The organism is Pseudomonas sp. AIG (genome assembly GCF_977020205.1).
Map to the genome: position 1 here is coordinate 68661 of NZ_CDROCK010000023.1, position 25796 is coordinate 94456.

A 25796-nucleotide genomic window follows, 5' to 3' on the forward strand; every position below is an offset into this window, starting at 1 on the left:
AATGGCTAAGGTATTCGCGATAGCGAACCAGAAGGGTGGTGTGGGCAAGACCACCACCTGCATCAACCTCGCAGCATCCCTGGTCGCGACCAAGCGCCGGGTGTTGTTGATCGATCTCGATCCACAGGGCAACGCCACCATGGGTAGCGGTGTGGATAAACACGGCCTGGAAAACTCGGTCTACGACCTGCTGATCGGCGAATGCGATCTGGCCCAGGCCATGCACTATTCCGAGCATGGCGGTTATCAACTGCTGCCAGCCAACCGCGATTTGACGGCGGCCGAAGTGGTGCTGCTGGAAATGCAGATGAAGGAAAGCCGTCTGCGCAGCGCGCTGGCGCCGATCCGTGAAAACTACGATTACATTTTGATTGACTGCCCGCCGTCGCTGTCGATGCTCACGCTGAATGCATTGGTCGCCGCTGACGGGGTGATTATCCCCATGCAGTGCGAGTACTTTGCGCTCGAAGGTCTCAGCGACCTTGTGGATAACATCAAGCGCATCGCCGAACTGCTGAATCCGAACCTGAAAGTCGAAGGTTTGCTGCGCACGATGTACGACCCGCGCCTGAGCCTGATGAACGACGTCTCGGCGCAGCTCAAGGAACACTTCGGCGAGCAGCTGTATGACACGGTGATTCCGCGCAACATCCGCCTGGCCGAAGCGCCGAGCTACGGCATGCCGGCGCTGGCGTACGACAAGCAATCGCGTGGCGCCCTGGCTTATCTGGCCCTGGCTGGCGAGATGGTTCGTCGTCAGCGCAAAAATTCACGCATCGCCGCCGCTCAGGCAACTTAAGGAATCCCCATGGCCGTCAAGAAACGAGGTCTCGGACGTGGACTGGATGCACTCCTGAGTGGTCCGACCGTCAGCGCGCTGGAAGAACAAGCTGCGCAGGCTGACACCCGTGAGTTGCAACACCTGCCGCTGGATCTGCTGCAGCGTGGCAAATACCAGCCGCGCCGGGACATGGATCCGCAGGCGCTGGAAGAACTGGCGCTGTCGATCAAGGCTCAAGGCGTGATGCAGCCGATCGTGGTACGCCCGATTGGCGGTGGTCGCTTTGAAATTATCGCCGGTGAACGCCGCTGGCGCGCGAGCCAGCAAGCCGGGCAGGAAACCATCCCGGCGATGGTGCGCGACGTACCGGATGAAACCGCGATCGCCATTGCGCTGATCGAGAACATCCAGCGTGAAGATCTCAACCCGATCGAAGAAGCGGTGGCCCTGCAGCGTTTGCAGCAGGAGTTCCAGCTGACTCAGCAACAGGTCGCCGAGGCTGTGGGTAAGTCCCGCGTCACTGTGGCTAACCTGTTGCGGCTTATTGCACTGCCGGAAGTCATCAAGACCATGCTGTCCCACGGCGACCTGGAAATGGGTCATGCCCGTGCTTTGCTCGGTCTGCCGGACAATCAGCAGGTGGAAGGGGCGCGACATGTTGTCGCACGCGGCCTCACCGTGCGCCAAACTGAAGCACTGGTTCGTCAGTGGTTGAGTGGCAAACCGGAGCCTGTGGAATCGACCAAACCCGACCCGGATATCGCCCGTCTCGAACAGCGTCTGGCCGAGCGCCTAGGCTCTGCGGTGCAGATTCGCCACGGCAAGAAGGGAAAGGGTCAGTTGGTGATCGGTTATAACTCGCTCGATGAGCTTCAAGGTGTGCTCGCACACATCCGCTGAAACATTTCCTCATGTAGCGCGCAGTCGGAAATCACTACCTGACAGTTGAATAGGGGCAGAACCGCCCCTATACTCTGCGCGCATTTTGTCGGCACAAATTATGCCAAGTTATTGAATTCTGGCAGCCGACCATTGGAGAGCAATAGTGATGGAAACCCGCAAGCCAAACCGCCTGCCGTTCCATCGCCTGGCGGTTTTTCCGGTGTTGATGGCTCAATTTGTCATTTTGCTCATTGCCGCTTTGGCGCTCTGGCAATGGCACGGAGTCGTTGCCGGATACTCGGGACTTTGCGGAGGCCTGATAGCCTTGCTGCCCAATGTTTATTTCGCTCACAAGGCATTTCGGTTTTCCGGCGCCCGAGCAGCCCAGTCCATCGTCCGGTCATTTTATGCCGGCGAGGCAGGCAAACTGATTTTGACGGCAGTGCTCTTTGCACTGGTGTTTGCAGGTGTGAAGCCACTGGCGCCGATAGCTGTATTCGGCGTGTTCGTGCTGACTCAGTCGGTCAGCTGGTTCGCTCCCCTGCTGATGAGAACAAGACTTTCGAGACCTTAGGGCGTTTGAGGCAACCATGGCAGAAACAACCGCTTCGGGCTATATCCAGCACCACTTGCAGAACCTGACCTTCGGTCAGCTACCTAACGGCGGCTGGGGCTTTGCCCATACCGCAGCAGAAGCCAAAGAAATGGGCTTCTGGGCTTTCCACGTCGATACCCTCGGCTGGTCGGTCGCGTTGGGTCTGATCTTCGTACTTCTTTTCCGCATGGCGGCAAAGAAAGCGACTTCGGGTCAGCCGGGTGCTTTGCAGAACTTCGTTGAAGTATTGGTCGAATTCGTCGATGGCAGCGTGAAAGACAGCTTCCATGGCCGTAGCCCGGTGATTGCACCGCTGGCACTGACCATCTTCGTCTGGGTGTTCCTGATGAACGCCGTCGACCTGGTACCGGTCGACTGGATTCCTCAGCTGGCCATCCTGATCACCGGCGACCACCACATCCCGTTCCGCGCCGTGTCGACCACCGACCCGAACGCGACCCTGGGCATGGCGTTCTCGGTTTTCGCACTGATCATTTTCTATAGCATCAAGGTCAAGGGCTTCGGCGGCTTCATCGGCGAACTGACCCTGCACCCGTTCGGCAGCAAGAACATCTTTGTTCAAGCCCTGCTGATCCCGGTGAACTTCCTGCTGGAATTCGTGACCCTGATCGCCAAACCGATCTCTCTGGCTCTGCGTCTGTTCGGCAACATGTATGCCGGCGAGCTGGTGTTCATTCTGATCGCTGTGATGTTCGGCAGCGGCCTGCTCTGGCTGAGCGGCCTGGGCGTTGTTCTGCAGTGGGCGTGGGCTGTGTTCCACATCCTGATCATCACGCTGCAGGCGTTCATCTTCATGATGCTGACCATCGTCTACCTGTCGATGGCGCACGAAGAAAACCATTAAGACCAGTCTCGACTAGTCTGATGTCCTTCCCGGTCAAACGGGAAGGGGCTCTTCACAGGGCACCTGAAACGATTTGTTTTACCGCTTTAATCTAAAAAACCTAAACCATACGACGTAAAAGTCGGGAGGAAAGATGGAAACTGTAGTTGGTCTAACCGCTATCGCTGTTGCACTGTTGATCGGCCTGGGCGCACTGGGTACCGCAATTGGTTTCGGCCTGCTGGGCGGCAAGTTCCTGGAAGGCGCAGCGCGTCAGCCAGAAATGGTTCCAATGCTGCAAGTTAAAATGTTCATCGTTGCCGGTCTGCTCGACGCCGTAACCATGATCGGTGTTGGTATCGCTCTGTTCTTCACCTTTGCGAACCCGTTCGTTGGTCAGATCGCTGGCTAATTACCCGGATTTTTCCGAGTAATTTGATGTGATGGACAACGTAACTGCGAGGTGTTGGCGTGAACATTAATGCGACCCTGATTGGCCAGTCCGTTGCGTTCCTGATTTTTGTACTGTTCTGCATGAAGTATGTATGGCCTCCGGTCATCGCTGCTCTGCACGAACGTCAAAAGAAGATCGCTGATGGTCTGGACGCTGCCAGCCGTGCAGCTCGCGACCTGGAGTTGGCCCAAGAAAAAGCGGGTCAGCAACTGCGCGAAGCGAAAGCTCAGGCAGCTGAAATCATCGAGCAAGCCAAGAAACGCGGTAACCAGATTGTCGAAGAGGCCGTTGAAAAGGCCCGTGTCGACGCTGACCGTGTGAAGGTTCAGGCTCAAGCCGAGATCGAACAGGAACTGAACAGTGTCAAAGACAAGCTGCGCGCCCAAGTGGGTATGCTGGCTGTCGGCGGCGCCGAGAAGATCCTGGGTGCCACAATCGATCAAAACGCGCACGCAGAGCTGGTTAACCAACTGGCTGCTGAAATCTAAGCGAGGGCGATCATGGCAGAACTGACCACGTTGGCCCGACCTTACGCTAAGGCGGCCTTCGAGCACGCTCAGGCCCACCAGCAACTGGCCAATTGGTCAGCCATGCTCGGCCTGGCTGCAGCGGTGTCACAAGATGACACCATGCAGCGCGTGCTCAAGGCCCCGCGACTGACGAGCGCAGAAAAGGCCGCCACGTTTATTGACGTGTGCGGCGACAAGTTTGATGCCAAGGCACAGAACTTCATCAATGTCGTTGCCGAAAACGACCGTCTCCCGCTTCTGCCGGAGATTGCCGCTCTTTTCGACCTGTACAAGGCCGAACAAGAGAAGTCGGTAGACGTTGAAGTGACCAGTGCTTTTGCATTGAACCAAGAACAGCAAGACAAACTCGCCAAGGTTCTCAGTGCACGACTCAACCGGGAAGTGCGCCTGCAAGTTGCGGAGGATGCTGCCCTTATAGGTGGTGTCGTCATCCGCGCCGGCGACCTGGTTATCGATGGCTCGATTCGCGGCAAAATCGCGAAACTTGCCGAAGCATTGAAATCTTGAGTTTGAAGGGGCAGCAGAGCAATGCAGCAACTCAATCCTTCCGAAATAAGTGAAATTATCAAGGGCCGCATCGACAAGCTCGATGTGACCTCCCAAGCCCGTAACGAAGGCACTGTCGTCAGCGTATCTGACGGCATCGTGCGGATTCACGGTCTGGCCGACGTTATGTACGGCGAGATGATCGAGTTTCCGGGCGGCGTCTACGGTATGGCCCTCAACCTGGAGCAAGACTCCGTAGGTGCCGTTGTACTGGGCGCTTACCAGTCTCTGGCTGAAGGCATGAGCGCCAAGTGCACCGGCCGCATCCTCGAAGTTCCTGTTGGTAAGGAACTGCTGGGTCGCGTAGTCGACGCACTGGGTAACCCTGTTGACGGCAAAGGTCCACTGGGCAACACCGAGACCGACGCGGTCGAGAAAGTTGCTCCGGGCGTGATCTGGCGTAAGTCGGTAGACCAGCCTGTACAGACTGGCTACAAGGCTGTCGATGCCATGATCCCTGTCGGCCGTGGCCAGCGTGAGCTGATCATCGGTGACCGTCAGATCGGTAAAACCGCTCTGGCGATCGACGCGATCATCAACCAGAAAGACAGCGGCATTTTCTGCGTCTACGTAGCCATCGGTCAGAAGCAATCGACCATCGCCAACGTGGTTCGCAAGCTGGAAGAAAACGGCGCCCTGGCCAACACGATCATCGTGGCTGCCAGTGCTTCGGAATCTCCTGCGCTGCAATTCCTGGCACCGTACTCCGGTTGCACCATGGGTGAATTCTTCCGCGACCGCGGTGAAGACGCGCTGATCGTTTATGACGATCTGTCCAAGCAAGCAGTGGCTTACCGCCAGATTTCCCTGCTGCTGCGCCGTCCACCAGGCCGTGAAGCTTACCCAGGCGACGTGTTCTATCTCCACTCCCGTCTGCTGGAGCGCGCATCCCGCGTTTCGGAAGAATACGTAGAGAAGTTCACCAACGGCGCAGTGACCGGCAAAACCGGTTCCCTGACCGCACTGCCGATCATCGAAACCCAGGCTGGCGACGTTTCCGCGTTCGTTCCGACCAACGTGATTTCCATCACCGACGGTCAGATCTTCCTGGAATCGGCCATGTTCAACTCGGGCATCCGCCCTGCAGTGAACGCCGGTGTTTCGGTATCCCGTGTGGGTGGTGCCGCTCAGACCAAGATCATCAAGAAGCTCTCCGGTGGTATCCGTACCGCTCTGGCTCAGTACCGTGAACTGGCGGCATTCGCCCAGTTCGCTTCTGACCTGGACGAAGCGACCCGTAAGCAACTTGAGCATGGTCAGCGCGTTACCGAGCTGATGAAGCAGAAGCAATACGCACCAATGTCGATCGCTGACATGGCGCTGTCGCTGTATGCCGCTGAGCGTGGGTTCCTGACTGACATTGAAATCGCCAAGATCGGCAGCTTCGAACAAGCGCTGATCGCTTTCTTCAACCGCGATCACGCCGATTTGATGGCCAAGATCAACGTTAAAGGTGACTTCAATGACGAAATCGACGCTGGCATGAAAGCCGGTATCGAGAAGTTCAAGGCCACCCAAACCTGGTAAGCCGCAGCGGGAGCCGCGAGGCTCCCGCTTGCTAACCTGATAGGTGTTACATGGCAGGCGCAAAAGAGATTCGCAGTAAGATTGCGAGCATCAAAAGCACGCAAAAGATTACCAGCGCCATGGAAAAAGTGGCGGTCAGCAAAATGCGCAAGGCACAAATGCGCATGGCTGCTAGCCGTCCTTATGCGGAGCGTATCCGCCAGGTTATTGGGCATCTGGCCAACGCCAACCCGGAATACCGCCACCCGTTCATGATCGACCGCGAAATCAAGCGCGTTGGTTATGTTGTGGTGAGCAGTGACCGTGGTCTGTGCGGCGGCTTGAATACCAACCTGTTCAAGGCCCTGGTCAAGGACATGGCGGTAAACCGCGAAAACGGCGTCGAGATTGATCTGTGTGTTGTGGGTAGCAAGGGTGCGGCCTTTTTCCGTAACTTCGGCGGTAACGTCGTTGCAGCTATCAGCCACCTGGGTGAAGAGCCGTCGATCAATGATCTGATCGGCAGCGTCAAGGTGATGCTGGATGCCTACCTGGACGGCCGTATTGACCGCCTGTCCGTGGTGTCCAACAAGTTCATCAACACCATGACGCAACAGCCTACCGTGGAGCAATTGATTCCACTGGTGGCCACCCCGGATCAGGATCTCAAGCACCACTGGGACTATCTCTACGAACCGGATGCCAAAGAGCTGCTTGACGGCTTGATGGTCCGCTACGTTGAGTCGCAGGTCTACCAGGCGGTGGTCGAGAACAACGCGGCTGAACAAGCTGCGCGGATGATCGCGATGAAGAACGCTACCGACAACGCCGGTGATTTGATCAGCGATTTGCAGCTGATCTACAACAAGGCGCGTCAGGCTGCGATCACCCAAGAGATCTCGGAAATCGTCGGCGGCGCTGCCGCGGTTTAACGGTTCAAATATTCAGAGGATCCAGCTATGAGTAGCGGACGTATCGTTCAAATCATCGGCGCCGTTATCGACGTGGAATTTCCACGCGACAGCGTACCGAGCATCTACAACGCTTTGAAAGTCAAAAGCGATGCCGGCACCACTCTGGAAGTTCAGCAGCAGCTGGGCGACGGCGTGGTTCGTACCATTGCGATGGGTTCCACCGAGGGCTTGAAGCGCGGTCTGGAAGTTACCGATTCTGGCGCAGCCATCTCCGTACCGGTCGGTAAAGCGACCCTGGGCCGGATCATGGACGTCCTCGGTAACCCGATCGACGAAGCTGGCCCGATCGACACCGAAGAGCGTTGGGGCATTCACCGTCCAGCGCCTTCGTTCGCTGAACAGGCAGGCGGCAACGACCTGCTGGAAACCGGCATCAAGGTTATCGACCTGGTTTGCCCGTTTGCCAAAGGCGGTAAAGTCGGTCTGTTCGGTGGTGCCGGTGTAGGCAAAACCGTAAACATGATGGAACTGATCCGTAACATCGCCATCGAGCACAGCGGTTATTCCGTGTTCGCCGGTGTGGGTGAGCGTACTCGTGAGGGTAACGACTTCTACCACGAGATGAAGGACTCCAACGTTCTGGACAAAGTGGCACTGGTTTACGGTCAGATGAACGAGCCGCCGGGTAACCGTCTGCGCGTAGCACTGACCGGCCTGACCATGGCCGAGAAGTTCCGTGACGAAGGTAACGACGTTCTGCTGTTCGTCGACAACATCTATCGTTACACCCTGGCCGGTACTGAAGTATCCGCACTGCTGGGCCGTATGCCTTCGGCAGTAGGTTACCAGCCGACTCTGGCTGAAGAGATGGGCGTTCTGCAAGAACGTATCACTTCGACCAAAGAAGGTTCGATCACCTCGATCCAAGCGGTATACGTACCTGCGGATGACTTGACCGACCCATCGCCAGCGACCACCTTCGCCCACTTGGACGCCACCGTCGTTCTGTCCCGTGACATCGCTTCCCTGGGTATCTACCCAGCGGTAGATCCACTGGATTCGACTTCGCGCCAACTGGACCCGAACGTAATCGGCCAGGACCACTACGACACCGCTCGCGGCGTTCAGTACGTTCTGCAACGTTACAAAGAACTGAAGGACATCATCGCGATCCTGGGTATGGACGAGCTGTCGGAAGCCGACAAGCAGTTGGTAAACCGTGCTCGTAAGATCCAGCGCTTCTTGTCGCAGCCGTTCTTCGTGGCTGAAGTCTTCACCGGTGCTTCGGGTAAATACGTTTCCCTGAAAGACACCATTGCTGGCTTCAAAGGCATCCTCAACGGTGACTACGACCACCTGCCAGAACAAGCGTTCTACATGGTTGGCGGCATCGAAGAAGCGATCGAGAAAGCCAAGAAACTGTAATCCCGGCGCCCGGCAACGGGCGCTCATTTAGGTTGAGGCAATCAGATGGCTATGACAGTCCATTGCGATATCGTCAGCGCGGAAGGGGAAATCTTTTCCGGCCTGGTCGAGATGGTGATTGCGCACGGTGCACTGGGTGATCTTGGTATCGCTCTGGGTCACGCGCCGCTGATCACTAATCTGAAGCCAGGTCCGATCCGCCTGATCAAGCAAGGCGGGGAAGCCGAGGTGTTCTACATCTCCGGTGGTTTCCTCGAGGTTCAGCCGAACATGGTCAAGGTGCTTGCCGATACCGTGCAACGCGCCGCCGACCTGGATGAAGCTCAAGCCCAGGCAGCTCTCAAGGCTGCCGAAGCTGCTCTGCACGAGAAGAGCGCAGATTTCGACTACGGAGCTGCGTCCGCACGTCTGGCCGAGGCTGCAGCTCAGCTGCGCACCGTCCAGCAGATCCGCAAGAAGTTTGGCGGTTAATCCGTCAGCCGCTTGTTGTGCGATTGATAAAAAAGGGTAGCCTCGGCTACCCTTTTTTCTTTTCCGAATTTCCGAAACCCGGTCGCAGTTGCTGACCACCCAGGATTGGTAGCCAGTCATGTCTCTTGAAATCGTTATCCTCGCGGCCGGTCAAGGCACTCGTATGCGCTCGGCTTTGCCGAAAGTGCTGCACCCGATTGCCGGTAATTCCATGCTGGGCCATGTTATCCACAGCGCTCGGCAACTCGACCCACAACGCATTCATGTGGTGATCGGCCATGGCGCCGACGTGGTGCGTGAACGTCTGGCCGCTGACGATCTGAATTTCGTCCTGCAGGACAAGCAACTCGGCACCGGCCACGCCACCGCTCAAGCGGTGCCGTTCATTACTGCCGACACCGTGCTGATCCTCTATGGGGATGTACCGCTGATCGAAGTCGAAACCCTGCAGCGTCTGCTCAAGCACGTCGTGCCTGGGCAGATGGGTTTGCTCACCGTCGAACTGGAAGACCCGACCGGTTACGGCCGCATCGTGCGCGATGCCGACGGCAAGGTCGCAGCCATCGTTGAACACAAAGATGCCAGCGAAGCGCAACGCGCAATTACTGAAGGCAACACCGGCATCCTAGCCGTCCCGGCCAATCGTCTGGCCGACTGGATGAGCCGTTTGTCGAACAACAACGCTCAGGGCGAGTACTACCTGACCGACGTGATCGAAATGGCGGTCAGCGATGGCTTGGTTGTCGCCACCGAGCAACCGCACGACCCAATGGAAGTGCAGGGCGCCAACGATCGCAAGCAGCTTTCCGAGCTGGAGCGTCACTACCAGTTGCGCGCCGGTCGTCGGTTGATGGCGCAAGGCGTGACCCTGCGTGACCCGGCACGTTTCGATGTACGAGGCGAAGTCACTGTGGGTCGCGACGTGCTGATCGACATCAATGTGATCCTCGAAGGCAACGTGGTCATCGAAGATGATGTGGAGATCGGCCCGAACTGTGTAATCAAGGACAGCACCCTGCGCAAAGGCGTGGTGATCAAGGCCAACTCGCACATTGAAGGTGCGGTGCTGGGCGAGGGCAGTGATGCCGGCCCGTTCGCGCGTCTGCGTCCGGGCACCGTACTCGAAGCGCGTGCGCATGTGGGTAACTTTGTTGAATTGAAAAATGCCCACATGGGCGAAGGCGCCAAGGCCGGTCACCTGACTTATCTGGGCGATGCCGAAATCGGTGCGCGTACCAACGTGGGTGCGGGCACCATCACCTGCAACTACGACGGCGCCAACAAGTGGAAAACCGTGTTGGGTGCAGATGTGTTCATCGGCTCCAATAACTCGTTGGTCGCGCCTGTGGATATCTCCGACGGTGCGACCACGGCGGCCGGTTCGACCATTACGCAGAATGTGGATAACGCGCAGTTGGCCGTGGGCCGAGCGCGGCAGAGGAATATCGACGGCTGGAAGCGGCCGGAGAAGATCAAGAAGAGCTGAGTTATCCACAGCGGCTTTCAGCGACGAAAATTCAATGTGGGAGCGAGCTTGCTCGCGAATGCGATAGATCATTCAACATTGATGTTGACTGACACGATGCCTTCGCGAGCAAGCTCGCTCCCACATTTTTTGTTTATGTCGTTTTCAAAAAAGTCTGACTTGCGCTTGACGATTTATGGCCGATAGGTTTTGATTGCTTCCGTTATCTTTCGAATCGAAACTTAAATCGTTATGTCGAAACGCAATACGCCGCAACGCCGTCACAACATCCTTGCTTTGCTCAACGAGCAGGGCGAAGTCAGTGTGGATGAACTGGCCAAGCGTTTCGAAACTTCAGAAGTTACGATTCGCAAGGATCTCGCCGCGCTGGAAAGCCATGGCCTGCTGCTGCGCCGCTACGGCGGGGCGATCACCATGCCGCAGGAACTGGTCGCGGAAACGGCGCAGAGCGTTTCCAAATACAAACAGGCGATTGCCCGTGCGGCAGTGAAACGCATCCGCGAACACGCGCGCATCATCATCGACAGCGGCAGCACCACTGCCGCAATGATCCCCGAACTTGGCCAACAGCCAGGCCTGGTGGTGATGACCAATTCTCTGCACGTCGCCAACGCCCTGAGCGAACTCGAACACGAACCGGTGCTGTTGATGACCGGCGGCACCTGGGACCCGCATTCGGAATCCTTTCAGGGCCAGGTCGCCGAGCAGGTACTACGCTCTTACGACTTCGACCAATTGTTCATTGGCGCCGACGGTATCGACTTGGTGCGCGGCACCACGACCTTCAATGAGCTGCTCGGTTTGAGCCGGGTCATGGCTGAAGTAGCGCGGGAAGTCATCGTCATGGTCGAGGCCGACAAGATCGGTCGCAAGATTCCCAACCTGGAGCTGCCGTGGAGCAGCGTCCATACCCTAATTACCGATGATCGCCTGCCTAGCGAGGCACGCGATCAGATTCAGGCCCGCGGTATCACCGTGATTTGCGCGGCTGTCAGTCAGGAGAAATAAGCATGTGTGGAATTGTCGGCGCAGTTGCTGAACGTAATATCACCGCCATCCTGCTCGAAGGCCTCAAGCGCCTTGAATACCGCGGCTACGACAGCGCCGGTGTCGCGGTCTTCACCAATGACGAAACCCTCGAGCGCATGCGTCGTCCGGGTAAAGTCAGCGAACTTGAAGCTGCGTTGGCAGAGCATCCACTGGTGGGTCGCCTCGGTATTGCCCACACCCGTTGGGCCACTCACGGTGCGCCATGCGAGCGCAACGCCCACCCGCATTTCTCCGGCGACATCGCGGTGGTGCACAACGGCATCATCGAAAACCACGAAGCCCTGCGCGAACAACTGAAAGCGCTGGGTTACGTGTTTACTTCGGACACCGACACCGAAGTCATCGCCCACTTGCTTAACCACAAACTCAAGGATCAGCCAGACCTGAGCGTTGCGCTGAAAGCGACGGTCAAGGAACTGCACGGTGCTTATGGTCTGGCGGTGATCAATGCCAAACAACCAGATCGTCTGGTGGCCGCGCGCAGTGGCAGCCCGTTGGTGATCGGTCTGGGTCTGGGCGAGAACTTCCTCGCGTCTGACCAGTTGGCCCTGCGTCAGGTCACCGACCGTTTCATGTACCTGGAAGAAGGCGATATCGCCGAAATTCGCCGCGATAACGTGCAAATCTGGGACGTCAACGGCAATGCTGTCGAGCGCCAGACTGTGCAGTACAGCGACGGTGCCGAAGCCGCCGACAAAGGCGAATATCGTCACTACATGCTCAAGGAAATCCACGAGCAACCCGCCGTTGTTCAACGCACACTCGAAGGTCGCCTGAGCAACGATCAGGTGCTGGTGCAAGCGTTCGGCCCACAAGCAGCCGAGCTGTTCGCCAAAGTGCGCAATGTACAAATCGTCGCCTGTGGCACCAGCTATCACGCCGGTATGGTTGCCCGTTACTGGCTGGAAGAACTGGCCGGGATCCCGTGCCAGGTCGAAGTCGCCAGCGAATTCCGCTATCGCAAAGTGGTGGTGCAGCCGGACACCTTGTTCGTGACCATCTCGCAGTCTGGCGAAACCGCCGACACCCTGGCGGCCCTGCGCAACGCCAAAGAGCTGGGTTTCTTGGCCAGCCTGGCGATCTGCAACGTCGGCATCAGTTCGCTGGTACGCGAATCCGATCTGACCCTGCTGACTCAGGCCGGTCGCGAAATCGGCGTGGCCTCGACCAAAGCTTTCACCACGCAATTGGTTGGTCTATTGCTGCTGACCCTGTCGCTGGGCCAAGTGCGCGGCACCCTGGCCAACGGCGTTGAAGCGCGTCTGGTCGAAGAGTTGCGTCGCCTGCCAACCCGTCTCGGCGAAGCCCTGGCCATGGACAGCACAGTGGAAAAAATCGCCGAACTGTTCGCCGAGAAAAACCACACCCTGTTCCTCGGCCGTGGTGCGCAATTCCCGGTGGCGATGGAAGGTGCCTTGAAACTCAAGGAAATCTCCTACATCCACGCCGAAGCCTACCCGGCCGGCGAACTGAAACACGGTCCGCTGGCGCTTGTGGATAACGACATGCCGGTAGTCACTGTGGCGCCGAACAACGAACTGCTGGAGAAGCTCAAATCCAACCTGCAGGAAGTCCGCGCCCGTGGCGGCGAGCTGATCGTGTTCGCCGACGAAAAAGCCGGGATGACCAACGGCGAAGGCACCCACGTGGTGCAGATGCCGCACATCCACGACATCCTCTCGCCGATCCTCTACACGGTTCCGCTGCAGCTGCTGTCGTACTACGTTGCGGTGCTGAAGGGCACGGACGTGGATCAACCGCGTAATTTGGCGAAGTCGGTGACGGTGGAGTAATTGTTCTTACGCGGGGGCGAGAGTCTTCTTGCTCCCTGCGTTGCTCCCCCCGCTTTATTAATTCACCAATTTTCTCTTCTGAAAATCCGCGAAAAAATCCGCCTATTGTTGCTGACCAAAAACCACGGCAGCTATATAAGACGGGCATTTGAGCGCATTTATAGCTTCGTGAAAATCCGCGATTACAGTATTTTTTTCAGCGATCGATCTCTTCCTCGCTGGTGTAATCGTTTCCAAAGAACCTATCGCCCCGCTGAGAGGTATTGGATGGATCGCTTCCAGGAAATGCACATCTTCACCACTGTCGCTCAGGAGCAAGGTTTCTCTGCGGCCGCGCGGCGTCTGGGTCTCTCTGCGGCGAGCGTCACGCGGGCGGTGGCGGCGCTGGAGCAACGCATTGGTACGCAGTTGCTGATTCGTACCACGCGCAGTGTGCATTTGAGCGAAGCCGGGCAGCGTTATCTGGAGGATTGTCGGAGGATTCTCGCCGAGGTGCAGGAAGCCGAGGATTCGGCGGCGGGCAGTCATGCCGAGCCGCGTGGGCAACTGACGGTGACGGCGCCGGTGTTGTTTGGCGAATTGTTTGTCACGCCGGTGATGGCGGGTTATCTCGCGCAGTACCCGGACGTGTGCATCAATGCATTGTTGGTCGACCGCGTGGTGAGTGTTGTCGAGGAAGGCATTGATGTCGCGGTGCGTATCGGTGATCTGCCGGACAGCAACCAGCATGCGATTCGCGTGGGCGAAGTGCGGCGGGTGATTTGTGCTTCGCCTGCTTACCTGGATAAACACGGTCGTCCCGACCATCCACGGGCGTTGGCCGGGGCGCCGGTGGTGGCGACTTCATCGATCGGGCAGCAGCGCAGTTGGCCGTTTCTCGAGCACGGCGAGTCGTTGAGCGTGCGCCCGGAGCCGCGTCTGGTGGTGACGGCGAATCAGGCGGCCATCGCCGCTGCCTGTCTGGGATTGGGGTTCACTCGAGTGTTGTCCTATCAAGTCGCCAGCAAGATCGCCACCGGCGAGCTGGAAATCGTCCTCGCCGAATTTGAACTGCCGCCATTGCCGATCCACGTGGTGTATCAGGGTGGGCGCAAGGCGCCGGCGCGAATCCGCAGTTTCGTCGATTTCACGGCCAAGGCTTTGCGTGAGCACCCGGCGCTTAAAAATGCTGCGTTATTGCACGAACTGAAATAATCGATTGCAGTTGCTGGTGATTCTGTTCTTTTCGCAGCAGGGGGAAGATGGCCTCCATCGGCGCGCTCATCCCCGCAGCGGCGCCCCTGTTCAGCGGAGTCGACCATGCAAGCGATCAAACTCTACAACTTCCCACGTTCCGGCCACGCCCACCGTGTCGAACTGATGTTGTCCTTGCTGCAATTGCCAACCGAGCTGATCTTCGTCGATCTGGCCAAAGGTGAGCACAAGCAGCCAGCGTATCTGGCGATCAACAGTTTCGGCCAAGTGCCGGCCATTGATGACGGCGGCGTGGTGCTGGCCGATTCCAACGCGATTCTGGTGTATCTGGCGCAGAAATACGGCCACGGTCGTTGGCTGCCAACCGATCCGGTCGGTGCTGCGCGGGTACAACGCTGGTTGTCGGCTGCCGCCGGGCCGATTGCCTTCGGACCTGCTGCTGCACGATTGGTCACGGTATTTGGCGCCCAACTGAATGCAGAAGAGGCGATTACCCGTGCGCATAACCTGCTCAAGGTGATGGACATCGAGTTGGGCAAAACTGCGTACCTGGCCGGCGACGAACCGACCATTGCCGACGTTTCTGCCTACAGTTACATCGCCCACGCACCGGAAGGCAATGTGTCGCTGGACGACTACGGCAACGTTCGCGCCTGGCTGGCCCGGGTTGAAGCCCTGCCGGGTTTCGTCGGCATGCCGCGCACGGTTGCCGGTCTGCAAACTGCAGTCTGATTTCCCGCAATCCACACTGTGCCGACGGTGCAGGGGAGAGGTCGTGATGGAACGTTCACCGTGGCACGCTGGCGAACAGCAATTGCAGGCCCATGTCGGCGTTGCCGAACGCATGGAGGCGTTCGGGCGTAAGGTGATTCGCACGTGGATGCCGGATCAGCACCGTGAGTTCTATCAGCAATTGCCCTTCATGCTGTACGGCGCAGTCGATGCGGACGGGCGTCCGTGGGCCAGTGTGCTCGAAGGTGCGCCCGGATTTGCCCATTCGCCCGATCCCGAGCATCTGCATTTCGCCAGCCAACCTTCGGCCGATGATCCGGCGCAATTGCGCAACGGCGAGCCGATCGGTTTACTCGGCATCGAACTGCACACCCGCCGGCGCAATCGCCTCAATGGCCATGTCGACAATCTGACCGCGCAGGGTTTCGACGTGAGCGTGGATCAGGCTTTCGGTAATTGCCCGCAGTACATTCAGTTGCGCCAGTTTCAACGTGTGCCGCTGACTGATCCGCAGACACGTCCGGCCGAGCATCTGAACGGCCTCGACGACGCGGCCATCGCGCTGATCATGGGCGCCGATACGTTTTTTGTCGCCAGTTATGTGGACGTCGAGGGGCAACGCGCGGTGGATGTTTCTCACCGTGGCGGCCAGGCCGGTTTCGTACGGGTGCAAGGCAATCGTCTGACCATCCCTGACTTCGCCGGCAATCTGCACTTCAACACCCTCGGCAATTTGTTGCTGAACCCCAAGGCAGGCTTGCTGTTCATCGACTTTTCCACAGGCGATCTGCTGCAACTGAGTGGGCGTACCGAGATCCTTCTCGATGATCCGCAGATCGAAGCCTTTCAAGGCGCGGAGCGGTTGTGGACATTTGAGGTGGAAAAACTGGTGCGGCGTCCGGCAGCCCTGGCGTTGCGCTGGCGCTTCGACGGCATGTCGCCGACCAGTCTGTTGACCGGTAACTGGGCCGAGGCCGACGCGCGTTTGCAGGCGCAGGCGCTGGGCAATCAGTGGCGGCCGCTGCGGGTGGCGAAAATTGAAGCGGAGAGTCGCAACATCCGCTCGATCTATCTGGAGCCGAACGATGGCGCCGGTTTACCGGTGTTCCTCGCCGGCCAGCATCTACCGCTGCGTTTCACCATTGATGGCGAGGTGCACATCCGCACCTACAGCCTTTCGAGTGCGCCATCAGATGGTTTCTACCGCATCAGCGTGAAGCGCGAAGGACTGATTTCGTCGCACCTGCATGAGCAGATTTGCGTCGGCGATGTACTCGAAGCACGGGCACCGCAAGGGCATTTCACCGTCGCGCCGCTGGAGCAGCGACCATTGGTGCTGCTGGCCGCCGGAGTTGGCATCACGCCGTTGCTGTCGATGTTGCGCGAGGTGGTTTATCAAGGCTTACGCACACGGGGGATTCGTCCGACATTGTTGCTGCAGAGTTCGCGCAGCCTCGCCGATCAGCCGTTTCGCAGGGAGCTGGATCGGTTACTCGAAACCGCAGGCGACTCTGTACAAATCCTGCGCTTGCTCAGCCAGCCGGAAGCCGATCTTCAAGAGGGCGAGGATTTCGATGTGCATGGGCGCATCGACGGCACCGTGCTGAGGAACCTGCTGGAAGCCGAGGATTTCGATCAGCTCGACTTTGTCCTCTGCGGCCCCGGCGGGTTTACTCAAGGTTTGTACGACACCCTGCGCGAGCTGGATGTGCGCGACGCGCAGATTCACGCAGAAACCTTTGGCCCGTCGACGTTGAAACGTCAGGCCGATCCGGACGCGATCGTCATCGAACAACCGCCCGCAGCGACCAAATCGGTGCCGGTGCTGTTCGAGCGTTCGGTGAAAGAGGCGCGCTGGCAGCCGGATGGCGGGAGTTTGCTGGAGCTGGCGGAAAGTCGGGGTTTACGTCCGGAGTTCAGTTGCCGGGGTGGTTCGTGCGGCACCTGCAAGACGCGGCTGGTCAGCGGCGCAGTGAATTATCCACAGCCGCCGGCGGATATTCCGGAAGCGGGGCATGTGCTGATCTGCTGTGCCGTTCCGGCGCAAAGCACGCAGCCACTGGTCTTAGACCTGTAATCCGAACCCGTGTAGGAGCTGTGTTCAACCCACGCTCAGGCGTAGGACAGGTCCTTTTCTTCGAGCAATTCCTGATACAGCTCTGTCCACTTGCGGCCCATGTCATCGGCTGTGAATAACTGCCGGTAACGCGCTTCGGCTTTCACCCCCATCGCGGCGGCACGCACCGGGTCTTCCCACAGCGTGCGCATCGCCTCGCGAAACGCCTGCGGATGACTGGGCGGGACCACCAGCCCGGTTTCGTTGTGGATATTGATGTAGCTGGTGCCAGTGCCGATCTCGCTGGAAATCATCGGCTTGCCGTACATCGCACCTTCCAGCAGCGAGATGCCGAAAGCTTCCGAACGCAGGTGCGAAGGGAAGACGATGGCGTAGCTCAGTTGCAGCAGCGCGACTTTGTCCTCGTCACCGAGGCGGCCGAGGAAATGAATGTTGCGCAGGCCCAGTGCCTGCGCTTGAGCGTGCAGCTCCAGTTCCAGCGGCCCGGCGCCGACAATGACCACGGGGTAGTCCACGTCTTTCAGCGCATCCAGCAAAATGTGCAGGCCTTTGTAGTAACGCATCACGCCGACAAACAGAAAAAACTTATCCCCAAGCTGCTGGCGCCAGCGATTCATTCGTTCGGTATCCGGCTGTGGATAACCGGCCTTGTTCAAACCGTAGGGAATCACTCGGGTCTTGTCCTGGAACTGCTGCAACACATCGCTGGTGTGCAAATAGTTTGGCGAGGCGGCGACGATGCGGTCGGCACTGGCGAGGAAGCGGTTCATCAGTGGCCGGTAGAGTTTGAGCAGGTGCTTCTGGCGAATGATGTCCGAGTGGTAGGTCACCACGCTTGGTTTATTCATCGCACTGGCGAAATGCACCAGGTCCATGAACGGCCACGGGAAGTGGTAGTTGACCACGTCGGCCTCGGCGGCCAGCTCGCGAAACTGTTTGAACACACTCCAGGAAAAACCGGTGGAGGCGAATTGAATATCGAGTTTGGCCCGGTGCACTTCGTGCTGACCGAGTTGCACCACGGCCGGTGTCGGGTCAGCGCTCAATGTCAGCACCTGGCCTTCGATGCCGTGCTGGGCGCCGCTCTCGCAGAGCTGGAAGATCACTTGCTCAATGCCGCCGACGGAGTCAGGCAGGTACGTCTTGAAAAAATGAAGAACTCGCATTCAACCTCCCATGGCCTGGCGGTAGGCACTGGCGGTGGCCTGTGCACAACGCTCCCAGGAAAAAAGCCGTGACTGCTGTAACCCGGCTTCTTGGCATGCCTGCCAATGCGCTTGATCGTCGATCAGTCGGCTCAGCGCATCACGCAGGCCTTCTGCATCATCAGCTTCAATATAGTTGCCAGCCGCGCCGGCGACTTCCGGCATCGCCGATGAGCGCGTGAGCACCACCGGCGTGCCGCTGGCCATAGCCTCCAGTACCGGCAGACCAAAACCTTCATACAGCGATGGAAAAATCAGCGCCCGGGCGCCGGCCAGCAGTTGCGCGACCTGTTCATCAGGCAGATAACCGAGCAGGCATACATGCCCGCTGGCCAGCGCCTGACGCAGGGGTTCGCTGAACTGTTCGCGCTCCCAGCCAGCCATGCCGACGATCAGCAGCGGGAAGCGCTGACGCACGGTTTCCGGCAACAGCGCATGGGCGCGCAGGGCCAGCCCAAGGTTCTTGCGCGGCTCCAGCGTGCCCACGCATAGAAAATATTCCCGCGCCGTAACCGCATGCGCCTTGAGCACCGCGTCAATGGCGCTCGCCTCACGCGGGTGAAAGCGTTCTGCGACGCCCAGTGGCGCGACGACAAAACGCTCGGCAGGCAGGCCGAAATAAACTTGAGCTTCCTCGGCAATGGCTTGCGAGTCGGTGAGAATAATTTGCGCCTGTTGCACACCCACGGCCAATCGGCGCTCGATTTCCTTGAGCCGCGCCGGGGGCTGGGTTTCGGGAAAATGCAGGTGAGTCAGATCGTGCAGGGTGATTACGGTCGGGCCGTCGAAGGCCAGCGGCCACAGACTCGGCTCGTGATAGAGGTCGATACCTTGCGCGCGGCCCTGATCGAAGCGTTTCTGCTCCAGCCAGCGACGTGCCTGATAAGCCCCGGGAATCTGCCGCAGCAGTGGCGTCAGACGCGAGTAACCGGGCATGGCCGCTTCCGGCAGCGCCGAGCTCCAGCCCCAACCGTGGAACAAGGTCACGTCAATGTCGGATTCGCTGCGCAAGGCGTTGACCAGTTCGGCAACGTAATGGCCGATGCCGGTGCGCGGTGCCTGGAGAATGCGTGCGTTAAGGGCAATGCGCATGCTGCCTCGCTGGCGCCGCCGGCGCTTGCAGAACATGACGCACACTGCGTTCGGCCAGTTGCAGGCTCGCTTCGCGCCAGCCGATCCACTGCCAATCGGCGACATCGCGAGCGGCGGGGAATTGGCCGCTGCGCTGGAAGCCGTTGATCAAGTCGGCAAGGCTTTGCGGATCCTGCAGATCAAAGTACGCCATGAACTCGCCACCGATTTCGCGAAACACCGCGATGTCGCTGCCCATCGCTGGCAAGCCGCGCTGCATGGCTTCCACCAAGGGCAAACCAAAGCCTTCGACGAATGAGGGGAACACCAGCGCACTGGCGTGGGCGTAGGCGTGTTCAAGGCTAGTGTCACTGAGGTCGTTGAACATGAACAGACGCTGGTTCAGCTCGGGATGATTGTGCACCCGGGCGAGGAGGGCGTCGCATTTCCAGCCGACCCGCCCGGCGAAGCACAGCCGGGCCGTCGAGCCTGTGGCCCAGGCGCGCTCGAAGGCATCGAGCAGATACGCATGATTCTTGCGCGGCTCGATGGTGCTGACCATCAGGTAAACCGGGTCTGTTGTCGTGAACAATTGCTTCAGGCGCGGCTCGATCGTTGCCTCGGCGTTATGCAGATCCAGTTCGGAGCCCAGGTGAAAGAAATCGAACCAGCGCTGGTCGGTTTGTTCGGCACCGATTCTTCGCTGCAATTCTTCACGCACCTGATCGCGCACCGTGGCGGAAATCGCCATGTAGCCATCGGCCGTGCGGGTGATCCAGTCGAACCACTCGCTGAACACCTCGACCAGACGTGTGTCGTAAAACTGCGGATGAGTCAGCGGGATCAGGTCGTAGATCACCGCGATCATGCCGACGCCGTCGCGTTTGAGCCGCTCGACATGGGCGAAAAAATCCGAGTGCCAGGATGAATCCAGCAACACCAGTTGATCGCCCGGCCGATGCTGCAGGGGGGAGCAACGTTTGAGCAGTTGCGTGCGGTTGATCCGTCGGATCAGGCGGATCGGCAGGCCGAACGCGCCGAAGATTGTCAGCCGGTAGCCGACATACAAAATCCGTCGCGCCAGTTTCGAGGCGAGTTGCGCATCACGACGCTGATGCCACTGCCAGAAGCGATGAGCGAGGCGCTCCAGGCGTCCGCCGAAGGTTTCCAGCCTGTTGAAAAAAGGCGTATCGAGCGATGCCAGTTGCAGCACGCGATAGAGTTCGCCATTGAGCACCACCACCGGCAGGCACTCGATACCTTTAGCGCTGGCAGGCAGCTGCTTGATGACATTGCGTACCACGCGCTGAATGCCCGAGTTGACCGTCGGGTGTTTGAACACATGGGTGCATTCCACCAGCAAGCGGGTCATGGCGTGCGCTCGACATGGCTGACTTCGGTATCACGGCTGATCGTGGTCTGCGCGTTGAGCCATGAGCAGCCAACGAAATCTTCGCGTCGATTATTGATGACATGAAACACCAGGCCGAAATCACGCCATTCGTAATTTCGATCCAGGTGCGAGTCGAGCCTCGACAGGCTCAGGGCCACGGAGTAGTTGCCTTTGCCCAGCCCCATGACAAACGCAAAGCGAAAGCTGATGCGCTCACCGGCTCGCAGGTTTTCCAGTGCCTGGTTCTGCCGATGGGTGTTGATGCCATACATGGGCTGGCCGAGGCGATCCTTGATCATGAACCCCAGTACCAGCCGTTCGATGTCCTGACGAACCTCGACGTCCACGGCCAGCACCACAGGCTGGCCGACTTCGGCGGCTTCGATGGAACGTTCGGATTCGTCCAGCAGGCGCACGCGCAGAATGCCGGCCTCACCGGTGCCGGACACGGTTTGCACCTGGCCGCCGCTGAGCGTTTCCTGGCGCACGATCTGGCCTTCACGTTCGGCGAGCAAGGCGTTGTAGTAATCCATCACCGCTTCAGGCCTGTCGTGCATGGCCATGCGACCGCCATCGAGGAGGATCGCCGAATCGCAGATCGATTGAATCGCCGAGCGATCGTGAGACACGATCAGCAGGGTAGTGCCAGCCTCACGGAAACTGCGGATACGCTCGAAGCTTTTATGCTGGAAGTAGGCATCACCCACGGACAAGGCTTCGTCGACGATGAGAATATCGGGGCGGCGTGCGGTGGCGACGCTGAATGCCAGACGCATCTGCATGCCACTGGAGTAGGTGCGCACGGGATGATCAATCGCCTCGCCGATTTCTGCGAAGCCCTCGATCTGGGGCATCAAGGCATTGATTTCATCGAGGTGCATGCCGAGCAGTTGCCCGGCCATCACGGCGTTTTGCCGGCCGGTGAAGTCCGGGTGAAAGCCCATGCCCAGTTCCAGCAGCGCGGCGACCCGACCCGACAGTTCAATGGTGCCGCAGGTCTGTCGGCTGGTGCCGGTGATCATTTTCAGCAGCGTACTCTTGCCAGCGCCATTGACCCCGACGATGCCCACGGCCTCGCCAGCGGGAATCTCGAATGTAAGGTCCTTGAGCACCCAATGCTGACGGTGACGCAGCGTTGAAAAAGGAATCAGCCATTCGGCCAGGCGACTCCAGCGGCTGGGGTATTGTTTATAGGCTTTGCCCAGCCCGGTAACACGGATATGTCCCATCAGAGTTCATCCACCATTTCACCGACCCGTTGGCGGAACAGGCGCAGACCGATTGCGCAGAACACGGCACCGATCACGAATGCCGGCAGCAGCGAACTCCACAGCGGCCATTGACCGTAGAGGAACAGGTTCTGGTAGCTGGCGATCAGGTTGGTCAGCGGGTTGAATTGCAGCAGGTTCTGCAACCACTCCGGCAGGATACTGATGGGGTAAACGATCGGTGTCAGCCAGAACCAGAATTGCAGACAGATGCCGAAGAGTTGCCCGACATCACGGAAGAATACGTTGAGTACGCCCAACACCATGCCGAGGCCAGCGCTGAGCATCATCTGCAGGGCAACCAGCGGCACCAGCGCCAGCAATGCCATGCCCGGCCAGCGTCCGGTGACGAGTAGGAAACCGAGAAACAAGCCAATAATAATGGCGAAATTGATTCCGGCATTGATCAGCACGATCACCGGCAGACAGACCCTCGGGAAACTTATTTTCTTCAACAGGTTGGCGTTGTCCAGAAACATGTTCTGGCTGCGCAGGGTGATTTCCGAGAACAGCCCCCACGCCAGCAGACCGGCGCACAGGTAAATGCTGTAGGCCATGCCGTCATCCACACCGGGCAGGCGGGCGCGCATGATGTGGGAAAAGATCACCGTGTAAACGATGATCATCGACAGCGGGTTGAAGATCGGCCACAGAGCGCCGAACAGCGAGTTGCGGTACCGCGCTTGGAACTCTCGCTGCACGCTGCCGAGGATGAAACCTCGGTATTCATGCAACGAGCGGTACAGGGAAAGCAGCATTTAAACCGTCCTGCCGTATTGGTCTTCGAAGCGGACGATGTCGTCCTCTCCCAGGTATTCGCCGCTCTGCACTTCGATGATCACCAGATCGATCACGCCGGGGTTCTCCAGGCGATGCTTGTGGCCGGCGGCAATGAAGGTCGATTCGTTCTTGGCCACCAGCGTCGTGCCGCTGCCATTGTTGGTGACCTTGGCCATGCCTTCGACCACCACCCAGTGTTCATTGCGGTGATGGTGCATTTGCAGGGACAGCTTGCCACCGGGTTTGACCACGATGCGCTTGATTTTGAAGCGTGGCCCTTCTTCGAGAACCGTATAGGTACCCCACGGGCGGCTGACGGTACGATGCAGCCGATAGGCTTCGTGGGATTTGTCCTTGAGTTGCTTGGCCACGCGGCGCACATCCTGCGCACGGTCGGCGTGGGCCACCAGCACCGCGTCGGCGGTATCGACCACGATCAGGTTATCCACACCCACCGTCGCTACCAGCCGGCCGTCGCTCTGGACGAAGTTGTTGTGGCTGTCGATAAAGATCGCTTCGCCGCTGGCGCGGTTGTTGTCGGCATCGGCTGGCACCAGTGCCGCGACGGCGCCCCACGAACCGATGTCGCTCCAGTCGAAACCGGCGGGCACGACGACGACTTTTTCCGAACGCTCCATCAACGCGTAGTCGATGGAGATGTCGGTGATTTCAGCGAACAGCGCCGGTGACAGTTCCTGCTGCAGGCAACCGACGGTTTCGATTGGCGCGCTGGCGGCCATACAGGCACGGGTCTGTTCCAGCAGTTCAGGCGCGTGCAATTGCAGCTCGGCAATCACGCTGGCGGTGGTGAAGCAGAACATTCCCGAATTCCACAGGAAGTTGCCGCTCTCCAGATAATGCGTGGCGGTTTGCAGGTCGGGTTTCTCGACGAAGCGCTGCACTTTTGCCGCGCCTTTGGCGTCCAGCGGGGCGCCGGTTTCGATGTAGCCGAAACCGGTTTCCGGCGCGGTCGGGATCACGCCGAAGGTCACCAGATAACCGTCTTTGGCCAGATTGACCGCGTGCTCGACTGCGGCTTTCAGCGCGTCCTGATTGACGATCAAATGATCGGCGGGCATCACCACCATGATCGCGTCATCACCGTGCAGTGCTTGTAGCGACAACGCCGCCGCCGCGATGGCCGGCGCCGTGTTGCGCCCGGTCGGCTCCAGCAGAAAGTGCCCGCGATGGCGCGACACGTGGGCGGCGCAATAGTGATCCTTGCTCTGGAAGTAGTACTCGCGGTTGGTCACCGTGACGATATCGCCCCAGCCGTCGAGTAACGCTGCCGCACGCTGGTAGGTCTTGCCCAGCAGCGATTGGCCGTCGGGCAGATTCATGAACGGTTTCGGATGGCCCTCGCGGGACACCGGCCATAAACGGGTGCCGGCACCGCCGGACAGAATCACGGGAATCAGCATGGCCTACTCCTTGGCAACGCGTTTCATGTCCGCATCCATCATCATGCGGATCAAGGTATCCAGGTCGGTTTTCGGCTGCCAGCCCAGCACACGCTGAGCCTTGGCCGGATTGCCGAGCAGCACTTCGACTTCGGCCGGGCGGAAAAACGCCGGGTCGATTTTCACGTAATCGCGGTAGTTGAGGCCGACGTGATCGAAGGCGATGCGGCACATCTCGCGCACCGTGGTGGTGACGCCAGTGGCAACCACGAAATCGTCAGGCTTGTCCTGCTGCAGCATCAGCCACATGGCTTCGACGTAATCGCCGGCAAAACCCCAGTCGCGTTTCGCGTCGATGTTGCCCAAAGCCAGCGCCTGCTGTTTGCCCTGCTTGATGCGCGATGCGGCGTCGGTGACCTTGCGGGTCACGAACTCGATGCCGCGCATCGGTGATTCGTGGTTGAAGAGGATGCCGCTGCTGGCGTGCAGGTTGAAACTTTCGCGGTAGTTGACGGTGATCCAGTGGCCATACAGTTTGGCCACGCCGTACGGGCTGCGCGGGTAGAACGGTGTGTTTTCATCCTGCCGTTCGGCCTGGATCAGACCGAACATTTCGCTGGTCGAGGCTTGATAGAACCGGGTGTGCGGGCTGAACTGGCGGATCGCTTCGAGCAGGTGAGTGACGCCCAGGCCGTCGACGATGCCGGTGGTCACCGGTTGATCCCAGGAGGCGGCGACGAAGCTTTGTGCGGCGAGGTTATAGACCTCGTCCGGCGCCGACTTGATGACCGCACGCTGCACCGAGCAGGCATCGGCCATGTCGCCATCGAGATAAACGATGTCGGCTTCGACACCCATCTCGCGCAGGCGCCAGCGTGAATCGCTGCTGCGCCGTGCGACGAGGCCGTAAACCTTGTAGCCCTTGTCGAGCAACAGCTTGGCCAGATACGCGCCGTCCTGGCCGGTGATCCCTGTGATCAGTGCACTTTTTGTCATTCTTGGCGTACTCGCGTCTCCCAGTCGGACAGGATCGCCCGCAGGGATTGTTGTGTAGTGATTTCAGGCGTCCATCCTGTGGTCCGGGTCAGCCTGACGTGGCTGCCGCAGACGCGACGCTGATCGGCGCGGCGCATGCGCGCGGGGTCTTGAACCAGTTGCATCTCGACCTCGGCCAGCTCGCCGAGCTGCTCGATCAGGCTGCGGATGCTTTGCTCACGGCCCGAGCAGATGTTGTAGACCTGGCCGGGTGTGCCTTTTTCCAGTAGCGCTAAGTACGCCGAAATCACATCGCCGACATCGAGGAAATCCCGCGTCACGTCGATATCGCCGACTTCCAGTTGCGGTGCTTGCAGGCCTTGTTTGATGCGATTGATCTGGCGGGCGGCACTGGCGATGACAA

The 25796-nt window shown here is 59.0% G+C and carries 25 protein-coding genes; 17 read left to right on the top strand and 8 right to left on the bottom strand.

The window, feature by feature from the left end:
• Position 1: 1 nt before the first annotated feature.
• From ACWR1S_RS14960 to ACWR1S_RS15040, 17 genes are all read left to right on the top strand, one after another.
• Complete coding sequence (locus ACWR1S_RS14960) at positions 2–799, top strand: ParA family protein (RefSeq protein WP_007911909.1); 798 nt, start codon at positions 2–4, stop codon at positions 797–799.
• Between the two features lie 9 nt (positions 800–808).
• The gene (locus ACWR1S_RS14965; protein WP_454564044.1) at positions 809–1681 is read left to right on the top strand and encodes a ParB/RepB/Spo0J family partition protein; all 873 of its coding nucleotides are present in this window, start codon (positions 809–811) and stop codon (positions 1679–1681) included.
• 148 nt (positions 1682–1829) lie between these two features.
• Complete coding sequence (locus ACWR1S_RS14970; RefSeq protein ID WP_008084411.1) at positions 1830–2237, top strand: F0F1 ATP synthase subunit I; 408 nt, start codon at positions 1830–1832, stop codon at positions 2235–2237.
• Between the two features lie 16 nt (positions 2238–2253).
• Entirely contained in the window at positions 2254–3123 is an 870-nt protein-coding gene (atpB, locus tag ACWR1S_RS14975; protein WP_093429553.1) for a F0F1 ATP synthase subunit A, read from the top strand.
• Positions 3124–3256: 133 nt separating this feature from the next.
• Complete coding sequence (atpE, locus tag ACWR1S_RS14980) at positions 3257–3514, top strand: F0F1 ATP synthase subunit C (protein WP_003097235.1); 258 nt, start codon at positions 3257–3259, stop codon at positions 3512–3514.
• A 59-nt stretch (positions 3515–3573) separates the two neighbouring features.
• Positions 3574–4044 carry a F0F1 ATP synthase subunit B gene (locus ACWR1S_RS14985; protein ID WP_064116541.1) on the top strand — a complete coding sequence of 157 codons (471 nt, stop codon included), beginning with the start codon at positions 3574–3576 and terminating at the stop codon, positions 4042–4044.
• 12 nt (positions 4045–4056) lie between these two features.
• Complete coding sequence (locus ACWR1S_RS14990) at positions 4057–4593, top strand: F0F1 ATP synthase subunit delta (RefSeq protein ID WP_007911956.1); 537 nt, start codon at positions 4057–4059, stop codon at positions 4591–4593.
• 21 nt (positions 4594–4614) lie between these two features.
• Entirely contained in the window at positions 4615–6159 is a 1545-nt protein-coding gene (gene atpA / locus ACWR1S_RS14995; RefSeq protein ID WP_016984064.1) for a F0F1 ATP synthase subunit alpha, read from the top strand.
• A 50-nt stretch (positions 6160–6209) separates the two neighbouring features.
• Positions 6210–7070, top strand: coding sequence for a F0F1 ATP synthase subunit gamma (atpG, locus tag ACWR1S_RS15000; RefSeq protein WP_007911960.1), 861 nt, complete (start codon positions 6210–6212; stop codon positions 7068–7070).
• A gap of 27 nt (positions 7071–7097) precedes the next feature.
• Complete coding sequence (atpD, locus tag ACWR1S_RS15005) at positions 7098–8477, top strand: F0F1 ATP synthase subunit beta (RefSeq protein WP_016984062.1); 1380 nt, start codon at positions 7098–7100, stop codon at positions 8475–8477.
• A gap of 45 nt (positions 8478–8522) precedes the next feature.
• Complete coding sequence (locus ACWR1S_RS15010; protein ID WP_007954164.1) at positions 8523–8948, top strand: F0F1 ATP synthase subunit epsilon; 426 nt, start codon at positions 8523–8525, stop codon at positions 8946–8948.
• Between the two features lie 118 nt (positions 8949–9066).
• Positions 9067–10434, top strand: coding sequence for a bifunctional UDP-N-acetylglucosamine diphosphorylase/glucosamine-1-phosphate N-acetyltransferase GlmU (gene glmU, locus ACWR1S_RS15015; RefSeq protein ID WP_454564045.1), 1368 nt, complete (start codon positions 9067–9069; stop codon positions 10432–10434).
• Between the two features lie 231 nt (positions 10435–10665).
• Positions 10666–11442, top strand: coding sequence for a DeoR/GlpR family DNA-binding transcription regulator (locus tag ACWR1S_RS15020; protein ID WP_110718201.1), 777 nt, complete (start codon positions 10666–10668; stop codon positions 11440–11442).
• A 2-nt stretch (positions 11443–11444) separates the two neighbouring features.
• Positions 11445–13277, top strand: coding sequence for a glutamine--fructose-6-phosphate transaminase (isomerizing) (gene glmS / locus ACWR1S_RS15025; RefSeq protein ID WP_454564046.1), 1833 nt, complete (start codon positions 11445–11447; stop codon positions 13275–13277).
• Positions 13278–13544: 267 nt separating this feature from the next.
• Positions 13545–14471, top strand: a complete 927-nt coding sequence (locus tag ACWR1S_RS15030) for a LysR family transcriptional regulator (RefSeq protein WP_454564047.1) — start codon at positions 13545–13547, stop codon at positions 14469–14471.
• 105 nt (positions 14472–14576) lie between these two features.
• Positions 14577–15203, top strand: coding sequence for a glutathione S-transferase family protein (locus tag ACWR1S_RS15035; protein ID WP_454564048.1), 627 nt, complete (start codon positions 14577–14579; stop codon positions 15201–15203).
• A 46-nt stretch (positions 15204–15249) separates the two neighbouring features.
• Positions 15250–17280 carry a pyridoxamine 5'-phosphate oxidase family protein gene (locus tag ACWR1S_RS15040; protein ID WP_454564049.1) on the top strand — a complete coding sequence of 677 codons (2031 nt, stop codon included), beginning with the start codon at positions 15250–15252 and terminating at the stop codon, positions 17278–17280.
• 35 nt (positions 17281–17315) lie between these two features.
• Here ACWR1S_RS15040 and ACWR1S_RS15045 read toward each other — a convergent pair whose 3' ends face one another.
• From ACWR1S_RS15045 to ACWR1S_RS15080, 8 genes are all read right to left on the bottom strand, one after another.
• The gene (locus ACWR1S_RS15045; RefSeq protein WP_454564050.1) at positions 17316–18446 is read right to left on the bottom strand and encodes a glycosyltransferase family 4 protein; all 1131 of its coding nucleotides are present in this window, start codon (positions 18444–18446) and stop codon (positions 17316–17318) included.
• Entirely contained in the window at positions 18447–19577 is a 1131-nt protein-coding gene (locus ACWR1S_RS15050; protein WP_454564051.1) for a glycosyltransferase family 4 protein, read from the bottom strand.
• Positions 19561–20928, bottom strand: a complete 1368-nt coding sequence (locus ACWR1S_RS15055) for a glycosyltransferase family 4 protein (protein ID WP_454564052.1) — start codon at positions 20926–20928, stop codon at positions 19561–19563. Before ACWR1S_RS15055 ends, ACWR1S_RS15050 begins: the two co-directional genes overlap by 17 nt.
• The gene (locus ACWR1S_RS15060; protein WP_454564053.1) at positions 20925–22178 is read right to left on the bottom strand and encodes an ABC transporter ATP-binding protein; all 1254 of its coding nucleotides are present in this window, start codon (positions 22176–22178) and stop codon (positions 20925–20927) included. Before ACWR1S_RS15060 ends, ACWR1S_RS15055 begins: the two co-directional genes overlap by 4 nt.
• Positions 22178–22975 (bottom strand): ABC transporter permease, encoded by a 798-nt coding sequence (locus ACWR1S_RS15065; protein WP_454564054.1) that lies wholly within the window; start codon positions 22973–22975, stop codon positions 22178–22180. The genes ACWR1S_RS15060 and ACWR1S_RS15065 overlap by 1 nt, the downstream gene beginning before the upstream one ends.
• Entirely contained in the window at positions 22976–24418 is a 1443-nt protein-coding gene (locus ACWR1S_RS15070; RefSeq protein WP_454564055.1) for a mannose-1-phosphate guanylyltransferase/mannose-6-phosphate isomerase, read from the bottom strand.
• A gap of 3 nt (positions 24419–24421) precedes the next feature.
• Positions 24422–25393, bottom strand: coding sequence for a GDP-mannose 4,6-dehydratase (gmd, locus tag ACWR1S_RS15075; protein WP_454564056.1), 972 nt, complete (start codon positions 25391–25393; stop codon positions 24422–24424).
• Positions 25390–25796, bottom strand: a 407-nt coding sequence (locus tag ACWR1S_RS15080; RefSeq protein WP_454564057.1) for a GDP-mannose 4,6-dehydratase, incomplete at its 5' end; no start/stop codon positions are given. The genes gmd and ACWR1S_RS15080, both read right to left, overlap by 4 nt.

Bases quoted from the DNA above. Each gene is read 5' to 3' on its own strand.
- ACWR1S_RS14960 (WP_007911909.1), top strand. From the start codon at position 2: ATGGCTAAGGTATTCGCGATAGCGAACCAGAAGGGTGGTGTGGGCAAG.
- ACWR1S_RS14965 (WP_454564044.1), top strand. From the start codon at position 809: ATGGCCGTCAAGAAACGAGGTCTCGGACGTGGACTGGATGCACTCCTG.
- ACWR1S_RS14970 (WP_008084411.1), top strand. From the start codon at position 1,830: ATGGAAACCCGCAAGCCAAACCGCCTGCCGTTCCATCGCCTGGCGGTT.
- atpB (WP_093429553.1), top strand. From the start codon at position 2,254: ATGGCAGAAACAACCGCTTCGGGCTATATCCAGCACCACTTGCAGAAC.
- atpE (WP_003097235.1), top strand. From the start codon at position 3,257: ATGGAAACTGTAGTTGGTCTAACCGCTATCGCTGTTGCACTGTTGATC.
- ACWR1S_RS14990 (WP_007911956.1), top strand. From the start codon at position 4,057: ATGGCAGAACTGACCACGTTGGCCCGACCTTACGCTAAGGCGGCCTTC.
- atpA (WP_016984064.1), top strand. From the start codon at position 4,615: ATGCAGCAACTCAATCCTTCCGAAATAAGTGAAATTATCAAGGGCCGC.
- atpG (WP_007911960.1), top strand. From the start codon at position 6,210: ATGGCAGGCGCAAAAGAGATTCGCAGTAAGATTGCGAGCATCAAAAGC.
- atpD (WP_016984062.1), top strand. From the start codon at position 7,098: ATGAGTAGCGGACGTATCGTTCAAATCATCGGCGCCGTTATCGACGTG.
- ACWR1S_RS15010 (WP_007954164.1), top strand. From the start codon at position 8,523: ATGGCTATGACAGTCCATTGCGATATCGTCAGCGCGGAAGGGGAAATC.
- glmU (WP_454564045.1), top strand. From the start codon at position 9,067: ATGTCTCTTGAAATCGTTATCCTCGCGGCCGGTCAAGGCACTCGTATG.
- ACWR1S_RS15020 (WP_110718201.1), top strand. From the start codon at position 10,666: ATGTCGAAACGCAATACGCCGCAACGCCGTCACAACATCCTTGCTTTG.
- glmS (WP_454564046.1), top strand. From the start codon at position 11,445: ATGTGTGGAATTGTCGGCGCAGTTGCTGAACGTAATATCACCGCCATC.
- ACWR1S_RS15030 (WP_454564047.1), top strand. From the start codon at position 13,545: ATGGATCGCTTCCAGGAAATGCACATCTTCACCACTGTCGCTCAGGAG.
- ACWR1S_RS15035 (WP_454564048.1), top strand. From the start codon at position 14,577: ATGCAAGCGATCAAACTCTACAACTTCCCACGTTCCGGCCACGCCCAC.
- ACWR1S_RS15040 (WP_454564049.1), top strand. From the start codon at position 15,250: ATGGAACGTTCACCGTGGCACGCTGGCGAACAGCAATTGCAGGCCCAT.
- ACWR1S_RS15045 (WP_454564050.1), bottom strand. From the start codon at position 18,446: ATGCGAGTTCTTCATTTTTTCAAGACGTACCTGCCTGACTCCGTCGGC.
- ACWR1S_RS15050 (WP_454564051.1), bottom strand. From the start codon at position 19,577: ATGCGCATTGCCCTTAACGCACGCATTCTCCAGGCACCGCGCACCGGC.
- ACWR1S_RS15055 (WP_454564052.1), bottom strand. From the start codon at position 20,928: ATGACCCGCTTGCTGGTGGAATGCACCCATGTGTTCAAACACCCGACG.
- ACWR1S_RS15060 (WP_454564053.1), bottom strand. From the start codon at position 22,178: ATGGGACATATCCGTGTTACCGGGCTGGGCAAAGCCTATAAACAATAC.
- ACWR1S_RS15065 (WP_454564054.1), bottom strand. From the start codon at position 22,975: ATGCTGCTTTCCCTGTACCGCTCGTTGCATGAATACCGAGGTTTCATC.
- ACWR1S_RS15070 (WP_454564055.1), bottom strand. From the start codon at position 24,418: ATGCTGATTCCCGTGATTCTGTCCGGCGGTGCCGGCACCCGTTTATGG.
- gmd (WP_454564056.1), bottom strand. From the start codon at position 25,393: ATGACAAAAAGTGCACTGATCACAGGGATCACCGGCCAGGACGGCGCG.